Below are 13,189 nucleotides of genomic sequence, written 5' to 3' on the forward strand. Positions count from 1 at the left end.
TACACTCTGGAGTCAACTCCAAAGTCAAGGCCCCATCGGCGATCAGAGATAAAGCGCACGCACAATCATAAAGTGGCCGGCAAAGTAGCAGGCGGCAACAATGGCACTGTCTGAGGTAAAGCGGCGGCGATAGTGGGTGATATACCAGATAACATTGGCCAGCAGTAGCAGTGATGTACCCATCATCAGCGAGAAGCTGTAAGCCGTTGGCCGGAAGAAATATTGCTCGGCAGCCAGCCAGGTCATCAACAGCGTCATACCAATAAAGGTGCACACCGGCCAGCGTAATTCGTCGAGTCTGCTCCAGATAGTGACAATGAGCAGTATGCCAATGACCAGCAGGGCCAGCGGAATCGGCCAGAAGAACGTCAGCGTCATATGGCTGGCGAAATAGAGGGTATACAGCAGGTGTGAGAGGAAAAAAGCACCCACGGCGTACAGCATACGGCGGTTTGGCAACAGCGTCAGGGCATCGCCAACCAGTGTTGCCAGCAGGCCGAACAGGATCAGGTAGTCTGTGGTGTTAAGCACCGGTGCCTGCCAGGCCCAGGCGACCAACAGGAGTAAGGTAACGGGTTTAAAAACCCAGCGTTGCCACTGTGGCCCACGGTAGGTAGCATCCACATACAGCCAGCCGGAAAAAAGTACAGCCAGAAACGACCAAATCATAATCTGTCCCTTTGTTTTCGATGCAAAATTCCCTGACTAGTTTAGGTCACGCGGCGACGAAGTGACAATCGGGGCGCCTCTGAAAGCAGATAATCTTCCCGTCGTGACAGAGTGGCTTTGGTTATCCCGGGCTGAAAAACCGCGTTTTTCCCGGTAAGCTGGTCGCTTTTGCGTGAGTACAATCAACGGGCTTTATCTGAGCAGACGAAAGAGGGGCTGTATGAAACCATCATTTCTGTTTCTTACCATTCTGGCGGTTATCGCCGTACTGGCCACGCGTCAGTTCATCAGGCAGCGTCAGGAAGTCGCGGTCAATGACGCTTCGCCAGTGCGTTCATTGCCGGTGGAAGTCAAAGCCAGACGGGAAACACCCGCGTCGGGTCGCCGCTCCCGGCAACGTGAGGTGATCCCGGTGGAAGAGGTGCGTTATGAAGCCTGGTTTCATCCACTGAATGGTGCGGGAGACTTCAAACTGGTTTTAACGCAACGTGACTATGAACAAATCAATGAGGGTGCCAGGGGGAAACTGGAAGTGCAGGGGACACGATTTATCTCATTCAGCCCGATAAATCAATAACAAAGGCTGCCGAAAAAGTGCGCTATATTTCACGTTTTTTTCAGCAGCTTTTTCAACATTATCACTGTTTTGGCGTGTTTTTTTTCTGCCAGACCAGCAGTTCGAATACGCCAAAAAAGAAAATTTTTGCCTGGGTCAGGCCGCTCAGCTTTGGCTCCGTTTTGGGCTGTGTGGCACGCAGCAAAACCAGCTGCAGACCGTGCATAACCACCATAAAAAATAATGCAATATCGACAAAATATTTCAGTGGTTTAGGAAACGGATGAACCAGATTGAGCAACAAAAACCCCCACACGAACAACATCAATAACCTGCCCAGATTAATCAGCATGGTTTTCCCCCTTTTCTGAAACATGACGAATATAGAGACGATAAGCGACCTGACCTGCGACCTTTTCCCGATGCAGCTGCCAGCTGCGTGGGACCGACGGTATGCCGTTTTCCACTTCACTTTCAACGTAAATCAGGGCGCCATCCTCCAGCCATCCACCGTCTTCAAGCTGATTGATAGTCTGCTCCAGCAGGCCTTTACGGAATGGCGGATCGATAAATACCAGGTCATGGGGTACACCCGTCTGTGCCAGATATTGCAGGGTGTTGGCGTTAATCACTCGCCCTGTCGTGGCCCCCAGGGTTGCCAGGTTTCTCTCCAGTTGTTGAGCCACCGGCCGTTCCAGCTCCAGCAAGGTGGCGGAGGCGGCATGGCGCGACAGCGCTTCCAGCCCCAGCGCACCGCTGCCGGCGAAACAGTCGAGGCAGCGCGCGCCCTGAATATCCGGGGCCAGCCAGTTAAACAGCGTTTCACGGACGCGATCGGTGGTGGGTCTTAGTCCTGCACTGTCAGGCACCGGGAGTTTTCTGCCGCGCCACAGACCGCCAATAATACGGATTTGGCCGCTACCGCCATTAGGGTTTTTCTTTGTCATGGTGCTGAACTCTTCATAATTTGTTGCATAGTTTAACGCGCGTTCAGGATGCAGGAAACGTAAAAAGGGTGCTGTGATGCGTCAGTAGTAAAGTGTTAGACTAGGGGATTAAGATGATTTTCAGAGACCTGACCGTTTTTTCCCCGCGAGGAGTGTGGTTGCACCATGGCAAAAAATAAAAAACGTGGCTTTTTTTCCTGGCTGGGATTAGGGCGTGATGAAGCACCTTCCCAGGAAGTAACAAAAGAGACGCCAGAAGACAAACAGCCTGCCGTTGATGAAGTGACGGATGCCACCACGCCTCCCAGTCCTGAAGCCAGTTCGCGCGAGGATACACCAGCAACGGTTGCTGATGACTCTGCAACCTGTGAGAAAAGTGACTCCGCGCCCGGCGAGACGGAAACCGTAGCAGAACATCGGCTTTTGGCCGCCGACACCGCCAAAGCCGTACTGCCTGTTCCCACGGCAGAAAAGGAAAAACAACCCACAGCACCACCGCCTTGCCCCGCAGCTGAATGCCAGCCTGAGGCGGAACAATTTTCGCCGCAATCGTGCACGGTAAGTGAAGCTGAGCAGGCTGACGACACGCTGACGAATGCGCCTGAAACCATCGCCCGGACCAGCGGTGAACAGATTGATATTGAACAGTCTGTTACTGCACAGGTTAATGAAACGGCAGAGCAGCAACGTCCGACTAAAGAGGGCTTTTTCGCACGTCTTAAGCGGAGTCTGTTTAAAACCCGGCAGAATCTGGGGTCCGGCTTTATTAGCCTGTTTCGTGGTAAGAAAATCGACGACGATCTGTTTGACGAACTGGAAGAACAACTGCTGATAGCCGACGTTGGGGTTGAAACCACCCGGCGCATCATCTCAAGCCTTACCCAGCAAGCGGACCGTAAACAGTTACGTGATGCAGAAGCGCTGTACGGCCTGCTGAAGCAGGAAATGTCAGATATTCTGGCGAAGGTTGAGTCTCCGCTGGAGATGGCAGCTAAAACGCCGTTTGTGATCCTGATGGTGGGGGTCAATGGCGTGGGAAAAACCACCACGATTGGCAAGCTGGCCCGCCAGTACCAGGCGGAAGGTAAATCCGTCATGCTGGCGGCGGGTGATACCTTCCGTGCCGCCGCCGTGGAACAGTTGCAGGTGTGGGGGCAGCGCAACAACATTCCGGTGGTGGCTCAGCATACCGGTGCGGATTCCGCCTCGGTGATTTTCGATGCCATTCAGGCCGCAAAAGCGCGTCATGTTGATGTGCTGATCGCCGATACGGCTGGCCGCCTGCAAAACAAATCGCATCTGATGGAAGAGTTGAAAAAAATCACCCGCGTGATGAAAAAGCTGGATGAGCAGGCGCCTCATGAGGTGATGCTGACGATTGATGCCAGTACCGGACAAAATGCCATCAGCCAGACTGGCCTGTTCCATGAAGCTGTGGGACTGACCGGGATCACCCTGACCAAGCTGGATGGCACTGCCAAAGGAGGCGTTATCTTTTCAATCGCCGATCGGTTTGGTATTCCCATTCGTTACATTGGCGTAGGTGAAGGCATTGAAGATCTGCGTCCATTTAAAGCTGACGATTTTATAGAGGCACTTTTTGCCCGAGAGGATAATGCGGATGATTCGCTTTGAACAAGTCAGTAAGGCTTATCTCGGCGGTCGGCAAGCGCTTCAGGGGGTGGAGTTTCATCTGCAACCCGGAGAAATGGCGTTTCTGACCGGACATTCCGGGGCCGGTAAAAGTACGCTGCTGAAGCTTATTTGCGGTATTGAACGCCCCAGCGCCGGGCGTATCTGGTTTGGTGGGCATGACATAAGCCGCCTGAAAAACAGCGAAGTTCCCTTCCTGCGTCGCCAGATAGGGATGATTTTCCAGGACCATCACCTGCTGATGGATCGATCCGTTTACGATAATGTCGCGATCCCACTGATTATCGCTGGGGCCAGCGGTGAAGATATCCGCCGTCGCGTATCGGCCGCGCTGGATAAGGTCGGGCTGTTGGATAAAGCGAAAAGCTTCCCCATTCAGCTTTCCGGCGGGGAACAGCAGCGTGTGGGTATCGCCCGTGCGGTGGTGAATAAACCGGCGGTATTGCTGGCTGACGAACCTACCGGCAACCTGGATGATGCGCTGTCAGAAGAAATTTTGCGTCTGTTCGAAGAGTTTAACCGCGTCGGCGTGACGGTGTTGATGGCGACACACGATCGGGCCCTGATCGCCCGGCGCAATTATCGCCTGATGACACTCAATCAGGGACATCTGCACGGAGGCCAGGGTGGCAAATAAACGTAACAAACGACCGTCGGCCCCGAAAGCGGTCAGACAAAAACAGCCTTCCAAACGCAAAGCACTGAAGGGGGGCTTGCAGGAGCAGTGGCGTTATGCCCTTCGCGGAGCACTGTCCGACATGTGGCGTCAGCCGCTGGCCACGCTGTTAACGGTAATGGTGATTGCCATTTCACTTACCCTGCCCAGCGTCTGTTTTATGGTCTGGAAAAACGTCAGCCAGGCGGCGGAGCAATGGTATCCGGCACCGCAGTTAACCGTTTATCTGAGCAAAACGCTGGACGATGATGCGGCAGAAAATGTCGTGGCGCAGATTAAGAAAGAAGACGGCGTGGATAAAGTGAACTACCTCTCCCGCGAGGAAGCAATGGGCGAGTTTCGCAACTGGTCTGGCTTCGGAGGCGCCATGGATATGCTTGAGCAGAATCCTCTGCCAGCTGTGGCGATTATTACCCCGAAGCTAAATTTTCAGAATTCTGACACCATGAGCAATCTGCGTGAACGCGTGGCCAAAACGCAGGGGGTGGATGAAGTGAAGATGGATGACAGCTGGTTCGCCCGTCTGGCGGCACTAACCGGACTGGTGGGACAGGTCGCCGCAATGATTGGCGTGCTGATGATTATCGCGGTGTTTTTGGTGATTGGTAACAGTGTGCGTCTGAGCATTTTTGCCCGCCGTGACACCATTAATGTGCAAAAGCTGATTGGTGCGACGGATGGTTTTATTCTGAGACCTTTTCTGTACGGGGGAGCATTGCTCGGCGTTGCCGGAGCACTGCTGTCGCTCATCCTGTCTGAAATATTGGTATTGCGACTGGAATCCGTGGTGACCCAGGTGGCTGCCGTGTTTGGCACCACCTTCAGTCTGCAGGGGCTGGCGTGGGATGAAAGCCTGTTGTTACTGTTAATCTCTGCAATGATTGGCTGGGTTGCCGCCTGGCTGGCAACGATACAACATTTACGTCGATTTACGCCCCAGTAATCCTTTTTTAATAGTTTTTGTTATACTCATCCTCTGTTGCACAGCTGCTGTGCCGCAGAGGAATGCCTCTTGTGGTTACTTCCCCCGACATGTTTTGTCGTCTCATGCTGTGCATAAAATATTCACCGTCGATAATGAACTTGTGAATAATTTTGTCGTCGAAATCAGCACAGATTGCTTTCACTTCTCCGTATCGTTCGCGTATTCTTACGGGTTGTATAAGGGAAGTTGTGGCAATATTGCTTAATACAGAGAGGGTTTGAATGACCACCAAAGAAATGCAAACTTTAGCTATTGCTCCTTTAGGCAACCTGGATTCTTACATCCGGGCGGCCAATGCCTGGCCTATGCTGACGGCAGAAGAGGAAAAAGCGCTGGCTGAACGGCTGCATTACCAGGGCGATCTGGAAGCAGCCAAGACGCTGATCCTTTCTCACCTGCGCTTTGTTGTTCATGTCGCCCGTAATTATTCCGGCTACGGTCTGCCACAGGCAGACCTGATCCAGGAAGGCAACATTGGCCTGATGAAGGCCGTGCGTCGGTTTAACCCTGAAGTGGGTGTGCGTCTGGTTTCCTTCGCCGTTCACTGGATCAAAGCCGAAATCCACGAATACGTGCTTCGCAACTGGCGTATTGTTAAAGTGGCGACCACGAAAGCCCAGCGCAAGCTGTTCTTTAACCTGCGTAAGGCCAAGCAGCGTCTGGGCTGGTTTAATCAGGATGAAGTGGAAATGGTGGCCCGTGAGCTGGGCGTGACCAGCAAGGATGTGCTGGAGATGGAGTCGCGTATGGCGGCTCAGGACATGACGTTTGATCCGACGCCGGATGATGAAGGCGAAGGCCGTTCAATGGCTCCCATGCTCTATTTGCAGGATAAATCCTCTGATTTTGCCGGTGGCATTGAGGAAGATAACTGGGAAAGCCATGCGGCAGACAAGCTCAGCGACGCCATGCAGGGTCTGGATGAACGCAGTCAGGATATTATCCGCGCCCGCTGGCTGGACGACGACAATAAAACCACCTTGCAGGAGCTGGCCGATAAATATGGCGTCTCCGCTGAACGTGTTCGCCAGCTTGAAAAGAACGCAATGAAGAAACTGCGCGTGGCTATTGAAGCATAACCAACCGTTGTGAAGAAAAGGGCGGCCAGAGGCCGTCCTCCGCGCCACTGCCGAACCCCACATTTTTATGTGGGGTTCTTCTTTTGTAGCGAAACCATGCGATATTTTTCACGGGACAGCCGCGCCTGACGACATATCCTCGTTGCCCCACGCCTGTCACTACCTTGTTTCAGCGCCGTCGACGCCAGCGGGCACGCCATTCTCGCCAGCAAATGCACATGCTGGTGATAGTGATGTTGTTGCATTCGCGAAGAAAGGCTTCCTGTTGCCTTACGCCGTGCGTACACGTTCGTTTTGTCAGCCGTAATGCGTTTGCCTGCTCTCCGGCTTTTTCCCACGCATCACTGTCTGATGCAGGTTCCGGTTCTGCATGTGTTGCTCAGGTTGCGGTAAGAGCGATATAGATCATCAATCTTGCCGGAAGCGATGGCTGTCGTTAATGCGGCGGATGTGGTTCTGGCTGAGCGTCGACGCATCCGGGGGCTTTCTCCACAGACTTAAGCTCAGGAACCAGTGGCAAGTCACGCTGAGTTGATTTCCTTAATAAGATGGTTAAGAGCGATGCCGTAGAGCAAGTCCGTGAACATTCTTTTAATCAGGCGGTCGGGAAGTGGTTATTGGGGCAGTAAAAAAGGGGGCAGAGGCTGCCCTTTATGCTATTGCGTGAAGGCGGGAACTCGCCATTTGACGATGAATGATGGCGTCTGTCTGGCAATACGGTTTAATTTCTTTGCCATTCCCAACCGCCCGGCAGGGCTCTAAATCCCGCCGCCTTTGCAAAAGCCGCAGTAACGTTTGCGTCATGCAGGCCGGTATCAGCAATCCACCATCTGCTGATGGTTTCGTTCTGTGCCAGCACCTCTTCCAGCAAATACTTTCCCACTCCCCGACGCCGGGTTACTTCACGTACCATAAAATGATGCAACTCACCCGTTTCGCCTTGCAGGATTATTCTCACCGCCGCCAGCAGCCGGTCATTAAATTTTGCGGCGTAAAGCTGATGCTGCCGATCGAGTGTTTCTTCAAGCATGGCAGGAACGACATCTGGCCAGATTTTTGCCAGATCGAGACAATCCTGAGCGGAAAAATGTTGCAATCTGATGATAGTGAGTTTCATCTGTGGTACCGGACGAATTCGGGAGGCATATTGTAGCGGATTTTCCTCAAGGCAGACGCGTAACTTTTTTGTACGAAAACAAAGCAATCTGTGTGATGCGTGCTTAAAATTAAATGTAAAAACTAATCCAGTGTCTTTTTTCCAGCACAATTAACTGCAAATGCGCGGAAAAAACCAGCGTTAATGTCAGAGGATTATCCTGCGATAAACGGTTATTTCTCAATATGTCAGTTGATTTACAGAAGAAAACTCCTGTTTAATAACCTGAATTTTAAAGCCTTATTGCTTAAATGCCGTATAAATTCCGCTAACTCTTTCTGGCGAAAGCATTTTCTGCGGAATACAGTTGAACATAAGTACAAACATAACAGATGGGGTACTCAGGATGAAAATCAGTAAAGGTAGCGCGTTCCTGGCAGGCTGCGTGGCAATGGCTCTCGGCCATGCTGCCATCGCTAAAGACATTAAAGTTGCTATCGTGGGCGCGATGTCCGGCCCGGTTGCGCAATATGGTGATATGGAATTTACCGGTGCGAAGCAAGCTATCGCGGATATCAACGCGAAAGGCGGAATTAATGGTGACAAATTGGTCGGTGTGGAATACGACGACGCCTGCGATCCAAAGCAGGCGGTCGCCGTCGCCAATAAAGTGATCAACGATGGTATTCGCTACGTTATTGGTCATCTTTGCTCCTCTTCAACCCAGCCTGCTTCTGATATTTATGAAGATGAAGGCGTGCTGATGATCACACCAGCGGCGACTAACGCCAATCTGACGACGCGGGGTTACAAGCTTATTATGCGCACCACCGGTCTGGATTCCGATCAGGGGCCAACTGCAGCGAAATATATCCTCAGTGAGATCAAACCGCAGCGTATCGCGGTGATTCACGACAAACAGCAATATGGCGAAGGCCTGGCGCGTTCCGTGCAGGATAGCCTGAAAAAATCCGGTGGCAATGTGGTGATGTTTGAAGGTATCACCGCGGGCGATAAAGATTTTTCCACCCTTGTGGCGCGTCTGAAGAAAGAAAATATCGACTTCGTTTACTACGGCGGTTACTACCCGGAGATGGGCCAGATCCTGCGTCAGTCCCGTGCTGCCGGTTTAAAAACCCAGTTTATGGGACCGGAGGGCGTGGGCAACTCGTCATTGTCTAACATCGCAGGTGCCGCTTCTGAAGGTATGTTGGTAACGTTGCCGAAACGTTACGATCAGGTCCCGGCGAACAAGCCGGTGGTTGAGGCATTAAAGGCGAAGAAGCTGGATTCTACCGGCCCGTTTGTCTGGACGACCTATGCTGCATTGCAGGCGCTGACTACCGGTATGGAGCGTAGCAAAAGCGCCGAGCCAGAAGATATTGCTAAAAATCTGAAAGAGGGTGCGCCAGTGCCGACGGTGATGGGTGACCTGAGCTGGGATGCCAAAGGTGACCTGAAAGGTTTCGAATTTGGTATCTTCAAATGGCATGCCGATGGTTCTTCATCCGTAGTGAAATAATAAAATCAGAGCGGACGGCGTTAACGCCGTCCGCATTTATAATGTCTTAATCGTTTCTCATGTGATGATGCATTGGGTGATGTAATACCAATGATAATCAACATGTTACTGGCCGCCAGGGTGGCAAGAAGTAAGGTATCAGGTATGTCCGAGCAGTTTCTCTACTTTCTGCAACAAATGTTCAACGGCGTTACGTTGGGCAGCACTTACGCGCTGATCGCCATTGGTTACACCATGGTGTACGGCATTATTGGCATGATCAACTTCGCCCACGGCGAGGTATATATGATCGGCAGCTATGTCTCCTTTATTGTCATCGCCGCCTTAATGATGATGGGTATTGACGTCAGTTGGATGCTGATAGGCGCTGGTTTTATCGCCGCGATCGTCATTGCCAGCGCATATGGCTGGAGTATTGAACGCGTGGCTTATAAGCCTGTCCGTTCGTCCAAACGCCTGATAGCGTTAATTTCCGCCATCGGGATGTCAATTTTTCTGCAAAATTACGTCAGCCTCACTCAGGGCTCACGCGATCTGGCGCTGCCCAGTTTGATCACCGGTCGGTGGACTCTTGCTGTCGCTAATGGTTTTGCCGCCACTATTTCCACCATGCAGATTGTTATCTGGGTGGTGACCTTCATTGCCATGCTGGCGCTGACGTTATTTATCCGCTATTCCCGCATGGGCCGCGCCTGCCGCGCCTGTGCTGAAGATCTGAAAATGGCCAGCCTGCTGGGGATTAACACTGACCGCGTTATCTCGTTAACCTTTGTGATTGGTGCTGCAATGGCAGCGGTTGCGGGGGTGTTGCTGGGCCAGTTCTACGGTGTGATTAACCCCTATATTGGCTTTATGGCCGGGATGAAAGCCTTTACCGCCGCGGTACTGGGCGGCATCGGTAGCATCCCTGGCGCGATGCTTGGCGGTTTGATCCTCGGTATTGCTGAAGCGCTGACCTCGGCATATTTAAGCACTGAATATAAAGATGTGGTTTCTTTTGCACTGTTGATTGTAGTGCTGTTGGTGATGCCAACCGGCATTCTTGGTCGCCCGGAGGTTGAAAAAGTATGAAACCCCTCAACCTGCTTAATGCTGTTGCTTCCGCGCTGATGCTGCTGGTGCTGGCGGCGTTCTTTATGGGAATGCGCCTTAGTCTCGATGGAACGCAGCTGGTGGTTCACAGCGCTGACAGCGTGCGTTGGAACTGGATTGCTGGCGGCTGTGCGGTGGTATTTGTCTTCCAGTTGCTACGCCCTGTGTTACAGCGCGGTCTGAAGAATGTCTCTGGCCCGGCAATGATTTTACCGGGCATTGATGGTTCCACGGCGAAACAAAAGCTGCTGCTTCTGGCGCTGATTATTGCCGCCGCCGCCTGGCCTTTTTTGGTTTCACGCGGCACGGTGGATATTGCCACGCTGACGCTTATCTACGTGATGTTGGGCCTGGGGCTGAACGTGGTGGTGGGGCTTTCTGGCCTGCTGGTGCTGGGCTATGGCGGATTCTACGCTATTGGTGCCTATACCTTTGCGCTACTGAACCACTATTACGGCCTTGGCTTCTGGGAATGTCTGCCGCTGGCCGGTCTGGTGACGGCGATGTTTGGTCTGCTACTGGGCTTCCCTGTGTTGCGTCTGCGGGGTGACTATCTGGCGATTGTGACGCTGGGCTTTGGTGAAATCGTCCGTATCCTGCTGCTCAACAACACCGATATCACCGGTGGGCCAAATGGTATCAGCCAGATCCCAAAACCCTCGTTGTTTGGTCTGGAGTTCAACCGCAGCGTGCGCGACGGTGGCTGGGATACCTTCAGTAATTTCTTTGGCCTGGCCTATAACCCCAGCGATCGCATTATTTTCCTCTACATGGTGGCGTTACTGCTGGTGGTGCTCACGCTGTTTGTCATCAACCGTTTGCTGCGGATGCCGCTGGGCCGCGCCTGGGAAGCACTGCGTGAGGATGAGATTGCCTGCCGTTCTCTCGGTCTCAGCCCAACCCGTATCAAGCTGACGGCATTTACTATCAGCGCGTCCTTTGCGGGTTTTGCCGGCTGTCTGTTTGCAGCGCGCCAGGGCTTTGTCAGCCCGGAATCCTTTACCTTTGCCGAGTCAGCCTTTGTTCTGGCGATTGTGGTGCTGGGGGGCATGGGATCGCAGTTTGCGGTGATCCTTGCCGCGATCCTGTTAGTGGTGTCCCGCGAGCTGATGCGTGACCTGAACGAGTACAGCATGCTGGTGCTGGGTGCGCTGATGGTGCTGATGATGATCTGGCGGCCACAGGGGCTGTTGCCGATGAAACGTCCGCATCTGAAGCTGAAAAATGTGGAAAAAGGAGAGCAGCCATGACCCAGCCTTTACTGGCCGTAAGTGGCCTGATGATGCGCTTTGGCGGCCTGCTTGCCGTGAACAACGTTGCGCTGGAATTAAGGGAGCGGGAAATTGTTTCGCTGATTGGTCCGAACGGTGCGGGTAAAACCACGGTATTCAACTGCCTGACCGGCTTCTACCGTCCGACCGGCGGCAGTATCACCCTGCGCGATCGGCAGCTGGCTGGACTATCTGGTCAGAAAATTGCCCGGATGGGTATTGTGCGCACTTTCCAGCATGTTCGACTGTTTCGTGAAATGACGGTCATTGAAAACCTGCTGGTGGCACAGCATCAGCACCTGAAAAGCGGTGTGTTTGCCGGATTGTTGAAAACGCCGGGCTTCCGTAAAGCTGAAAGTGAAGCGCTGGACCGTGCCTCCGGCTGGTTGCAGCGGGTTGGCCTGCTGGAGCTTGCCAACCGGCAGGCGGGCAATCTGGCCTATGGCCAGCAACGGCGGCTGGAAATCGCCCGTTGCATGGTGACCCGCCCGGAAATCCTGATGCTGGATGAACCGGCTGCGGGACTCAACCCGAAAGAGACTCATGAGTTGGATGAGTTGATTGCTGAACTGCGGGGCGAGCACAACGTCTCGGTATTGCTGATTGAGCACGATATGAAACTGGTGATGGGCATTTCAGACCGCATCTATGTGGTTAATCAGGGTACGCCGCTGGCGCATGGTACGCCGGAGGCTGTCCGCAACAACCCGGATGTGATCCGTGCATACTTAGGAGAAGCATAAGATGAATGCCATGCTCTCTTTGCAAAACGTCAGCGCCCACTACGGCAAAATTCAGGCGTTACATAACGTCAGCCTGCATATTAATCAGGGTGAAATCGTTACATTAATTGGTGCCAACGGCGCCGGAAAAACCACTATCCTTGGTACGCTGTGCGGTGAACCCCGCGCCACCGAAGGCAGTATCAGCTTTGACGGCAAGGACATTACCGACTGGCAAACGGCGCGCATTATGCGCGAGGCGATTGCTATCGTGCCGGAAGGGCGGCGGGTATTTTCCCGCATGACGGTGGATGAAAATCTGGCGATGGGCGGTTTCTTTGCCGATCGCCAGCAATATCAGCACCGCATCAAACGGGTGTACGAGCTGTTCCCGCGCCTTTATGAGCGTCGGGTGCAGCGTGCCGGCACCATGTCCGGCGGCGAGCAGCAGATGCTGGCCATTGGCCGGGCGCTGATGAGTCAGCCGCGTCTGTTGCTGTTGGATGAGCCATCGCTGGGGCTTGCGCCGATTATTATCCAACAGATTTTTGACACCATAGAGCAGCTGCGACAGGAGGGTATGACCATTTTCCTCGTTGAGCAAAATGCCAATCAGGCGCTGAAGCTGGCTGACCGGGGTTATGTGCTGGAAAACGGGCATGTGGTGCTGGAGGATAGCGGTGCGGCGCTGCTGGCTAATGAAGCGGTGCGCAGTGCTTATCTGGGCGGATAACCTTTCTCGTCCGGGGCCGGATTTACCGGCCCCGGACCGATGCACTCAGCGGGATAAATCAAAATAAAGAGGTTCGTTTGATTTTCTGGGGAAAATTTACGCCAAAAGTATGCCAGGTGGATCAGCTGAAGGTCGGGTAACACGGTACCTGAAAGGCTACCAAAATCGGGTATTTTTATTTAAAAGTG

The 13,189-nt window shown here is 53.1% G+C and carries 14 protein-coding genes; 10 read left to right on the forward strand and 4 right to left on the reverse strand.

From position 1 onward, the window contains the following. Window positions 1-42: 42 nt before the first annotated feature. Window positions 43-669 (reverse strand): lysoplasmalogenase, encoded by a 627-nt coding sequence (locus tag EB241_RS12445; protein WP_124233491.1) that lies wholly within the window; start codon window positions 667-669, stop codon window positions 43-45. Window positions 670-889: 220 nt separating this feature from the next. Here EB241_RS12445 and EB241_RS12450 point away from each other — a divergent pair, with 220 nt between their 5' ends. Next, window positions 890-1,246, forward strand: coding sequence for a DUF2500 domain-containing protein (locus tag EB241_RS12450; protein WP_124233492.1), 357 nt, complete (start codon window positions 890-892; stop codon window positions 1,244-1,246). Window positions 1,247-1,307: 61 nt separating this feature from the next. Here the strand turns inward: EB241_RS12450 and EB241_RS12455 are convergent, their stop codons facing one another. Both EB241_RS12455 and rsmD read right to left on the reverse strand, forming a co-directional pair. Continuing rightward, the gene (locus EB241_RS12455) at window positions 1,308-1,577 is read right to left on the reverse strand and encodes a DUF1145 family protein (RefSeq protein WP_124233493.1); all 270 of its coding nucleotides are present in this window, start codon (window positions 1,575-1,577) and stop codon (window positions 1,308-1,310) included. After that, on the reverse strand, window positions 1,567-2,172 hold the full coding sequence (rsmD, locus tag EB241_RS12460) for a 16S rRNA (guanine(966)-N(2))-methyltransferase (protein WP_124233494.1): 606 nt from the start codon (window positions 2,170-2,172) through the stop codon (window positions 1,567-1,569). The genes EB241_RS12455 and rsmD overlap by 11 nt, the downstream gene beginning before the upstream one ends. A gap of 165 nt (window positions 2,173-2,337) precedes the next feature. On the opposite strand from rsmD, the gene ftsY reads away from it, so the two are divergent. The 4 genes from ftsY to rpoH all read left to right on the forward strand — a co-directional run bounded on the left by ftsY (window position 2,338) and on the right by rpoH (window position 6,565). Beyond that, the gene (ftsY, locus tag EB241_RS12465; RefSeq protein ID WP_124233495.1) at window positions 2,338-3,807 is read left to right on the forward strand and encodes a signal recognition particle-docking protein FtsY; all 1,470 of its coding nucleotides are present in this window, start codon (window positions 2,338-2,340) and stop codon (window positions 3,805-3,807) included. Next, window positions 3,794-4,462: a cell division ATP-binding protein FtsE gene (gene ftsE / locus EB241_RS12470; RefSeq protein WP_124233496.1), complete on the forward strand. Its 669-nt coding sequence runs from the start codon at window positions 3,794-3,796 to the stop codon at window positions 4,460-4,462. Before ftsY ends, ftsE begins: the two co-directional genes overlap by 14 nt. Beyond that, complete coding sequence (gene ftsX, locus EB241_RS12475) at window positions 4,452-5,444, forward strand: permease-like cell division protein FtsX (protein WP_124233497.1); 993 nt, start codon at window positions 4,452-4,454, stop codon at window positions 5,442-5,444. The genes ftsE and ftsX overlap by 11 nt, the downstream gene beginning before the upstream one ends. A gap of 263 nt (window positions 5,445-5,707) precedes the next feature. After that, window positions 5,708-6,565 carry an RNA polymerase sigma factor RpoH gene (rpoH, locus tag EB241_RS12480; protein WP_124233498.1) on the forward strand — a complete coding sequence of 286 codons (858 nt, stop codon included), beginning with the start codon at window positions 5,708-5,710 and terminating at the stop codon, window positions 6,563-6,565. A gap of 721 nt (window positions 6,566-7,286) precedes the next feature. Here rpoH and panM read toward each other — a convergent pair. Further along, the gene (gene panM / locus EB241_RS12490) at window positions 7,287-7,682 is read right to left on the reverse strand and encodes an aspartate 1-decarboxylase autocleavage activator PanM (RefSeq protein WP_124233500.1); all 396 of its coding nucleotides are present in this window, start codon (window positions 7,680-7,682) and stop codon (window positions 7,287-7,289) included. A 385-nt stretch (window positions 7,683-8,067) separates the two neighbouring features. Here panM and EB241_RS12495 point away from each other — a divergent pair, with 385 nt between their 5' ends. From EB241_RS12495 to livF, 5 genes are all read left to right on the forward strand, one after another. After that, the gene (locus EB241_RS12495) at window positions 8,068-9,183 is read left to right on the forward strand and encodes a branched-chain amino acid ABC transporter substrate-binding protein (protein ID WP_124233501.1); all 1,116 of its coding nucleotides are present in this window, start codon (window positions 8,068-8,070) and stop codon (window positions 9,181-9,183) included. Window positions 9,184-9,327: 144 nt separating this feature from the next. Then, window positions 9,328-10,254: a high-affinity branched-chain amino acid ABC transporter permease LivH gene (livH, locus tag EB241_RS12500; protein ID WP_124233502.1), complete on the forward strand. Its 927-nt coding sequence runs from the start codon at window positions 9,328-9,330 to the stop codon at window positions 10,252-10,254. Further along, window positions 10,251-11,525: a high-affinity branched-chain amino acid ABC transporter permease LivM gene (locus tag EB241_RS12505; protein WP_124233503.1), complete on the forward strand. Its 1,275-nt coding sequence runs from the start codon at window positions 10,251-10,253 to the stop codon at window positions 11,523-11,525. Before livH ends, EB241_RS12505 begins: the two co-directional genes overlap by 4 nt. Further along, window positions 11,522-12,289 (forward strand): high-affinity branched-chain amino acid ABC transporter ATP-binding protein LivG, encoded by a 768-nt coding sequence (livG, locus tag EB241_RS12510; RefSeq protein ID WP_124233504.1) that lies wholly within the window; start codon window positions 11,522-11,524, stop codon window positions 12,287-12,289. The genes EB241_RS12505 and livG overlap by 4 nt, the downstream gene beginning before the upstream one ends. Window position 12,290: 1 nt before the next feature. Further along, window positions 12,291-13,001 carry a high-affinity branched-chain amino acid ABC transporter ATP-binding protein LivF gene (gene livF, locus EB241_RS12515; protein WP_124233505.1) on the forward strand — a complete coding sequence of 237 codons (711 nt, stop codon included), beginning with the start codon at window positions 12,291-12,293 and terminating at the stop codon, window positions 12,999-13,001. Window positions 13,002-13,189 lie beyond the last annotated feature (188 nt).

Source organism: Erwinia psidii, assembly GCF_003846135.1.
GTDB classification, from domain to species: domain Bacteria; phylum Pseudomonadota; class Gammaproteobacteria; order Enterobacterales; family Enterobacteriaceae; genus Erwinia; species Erwinia psidii.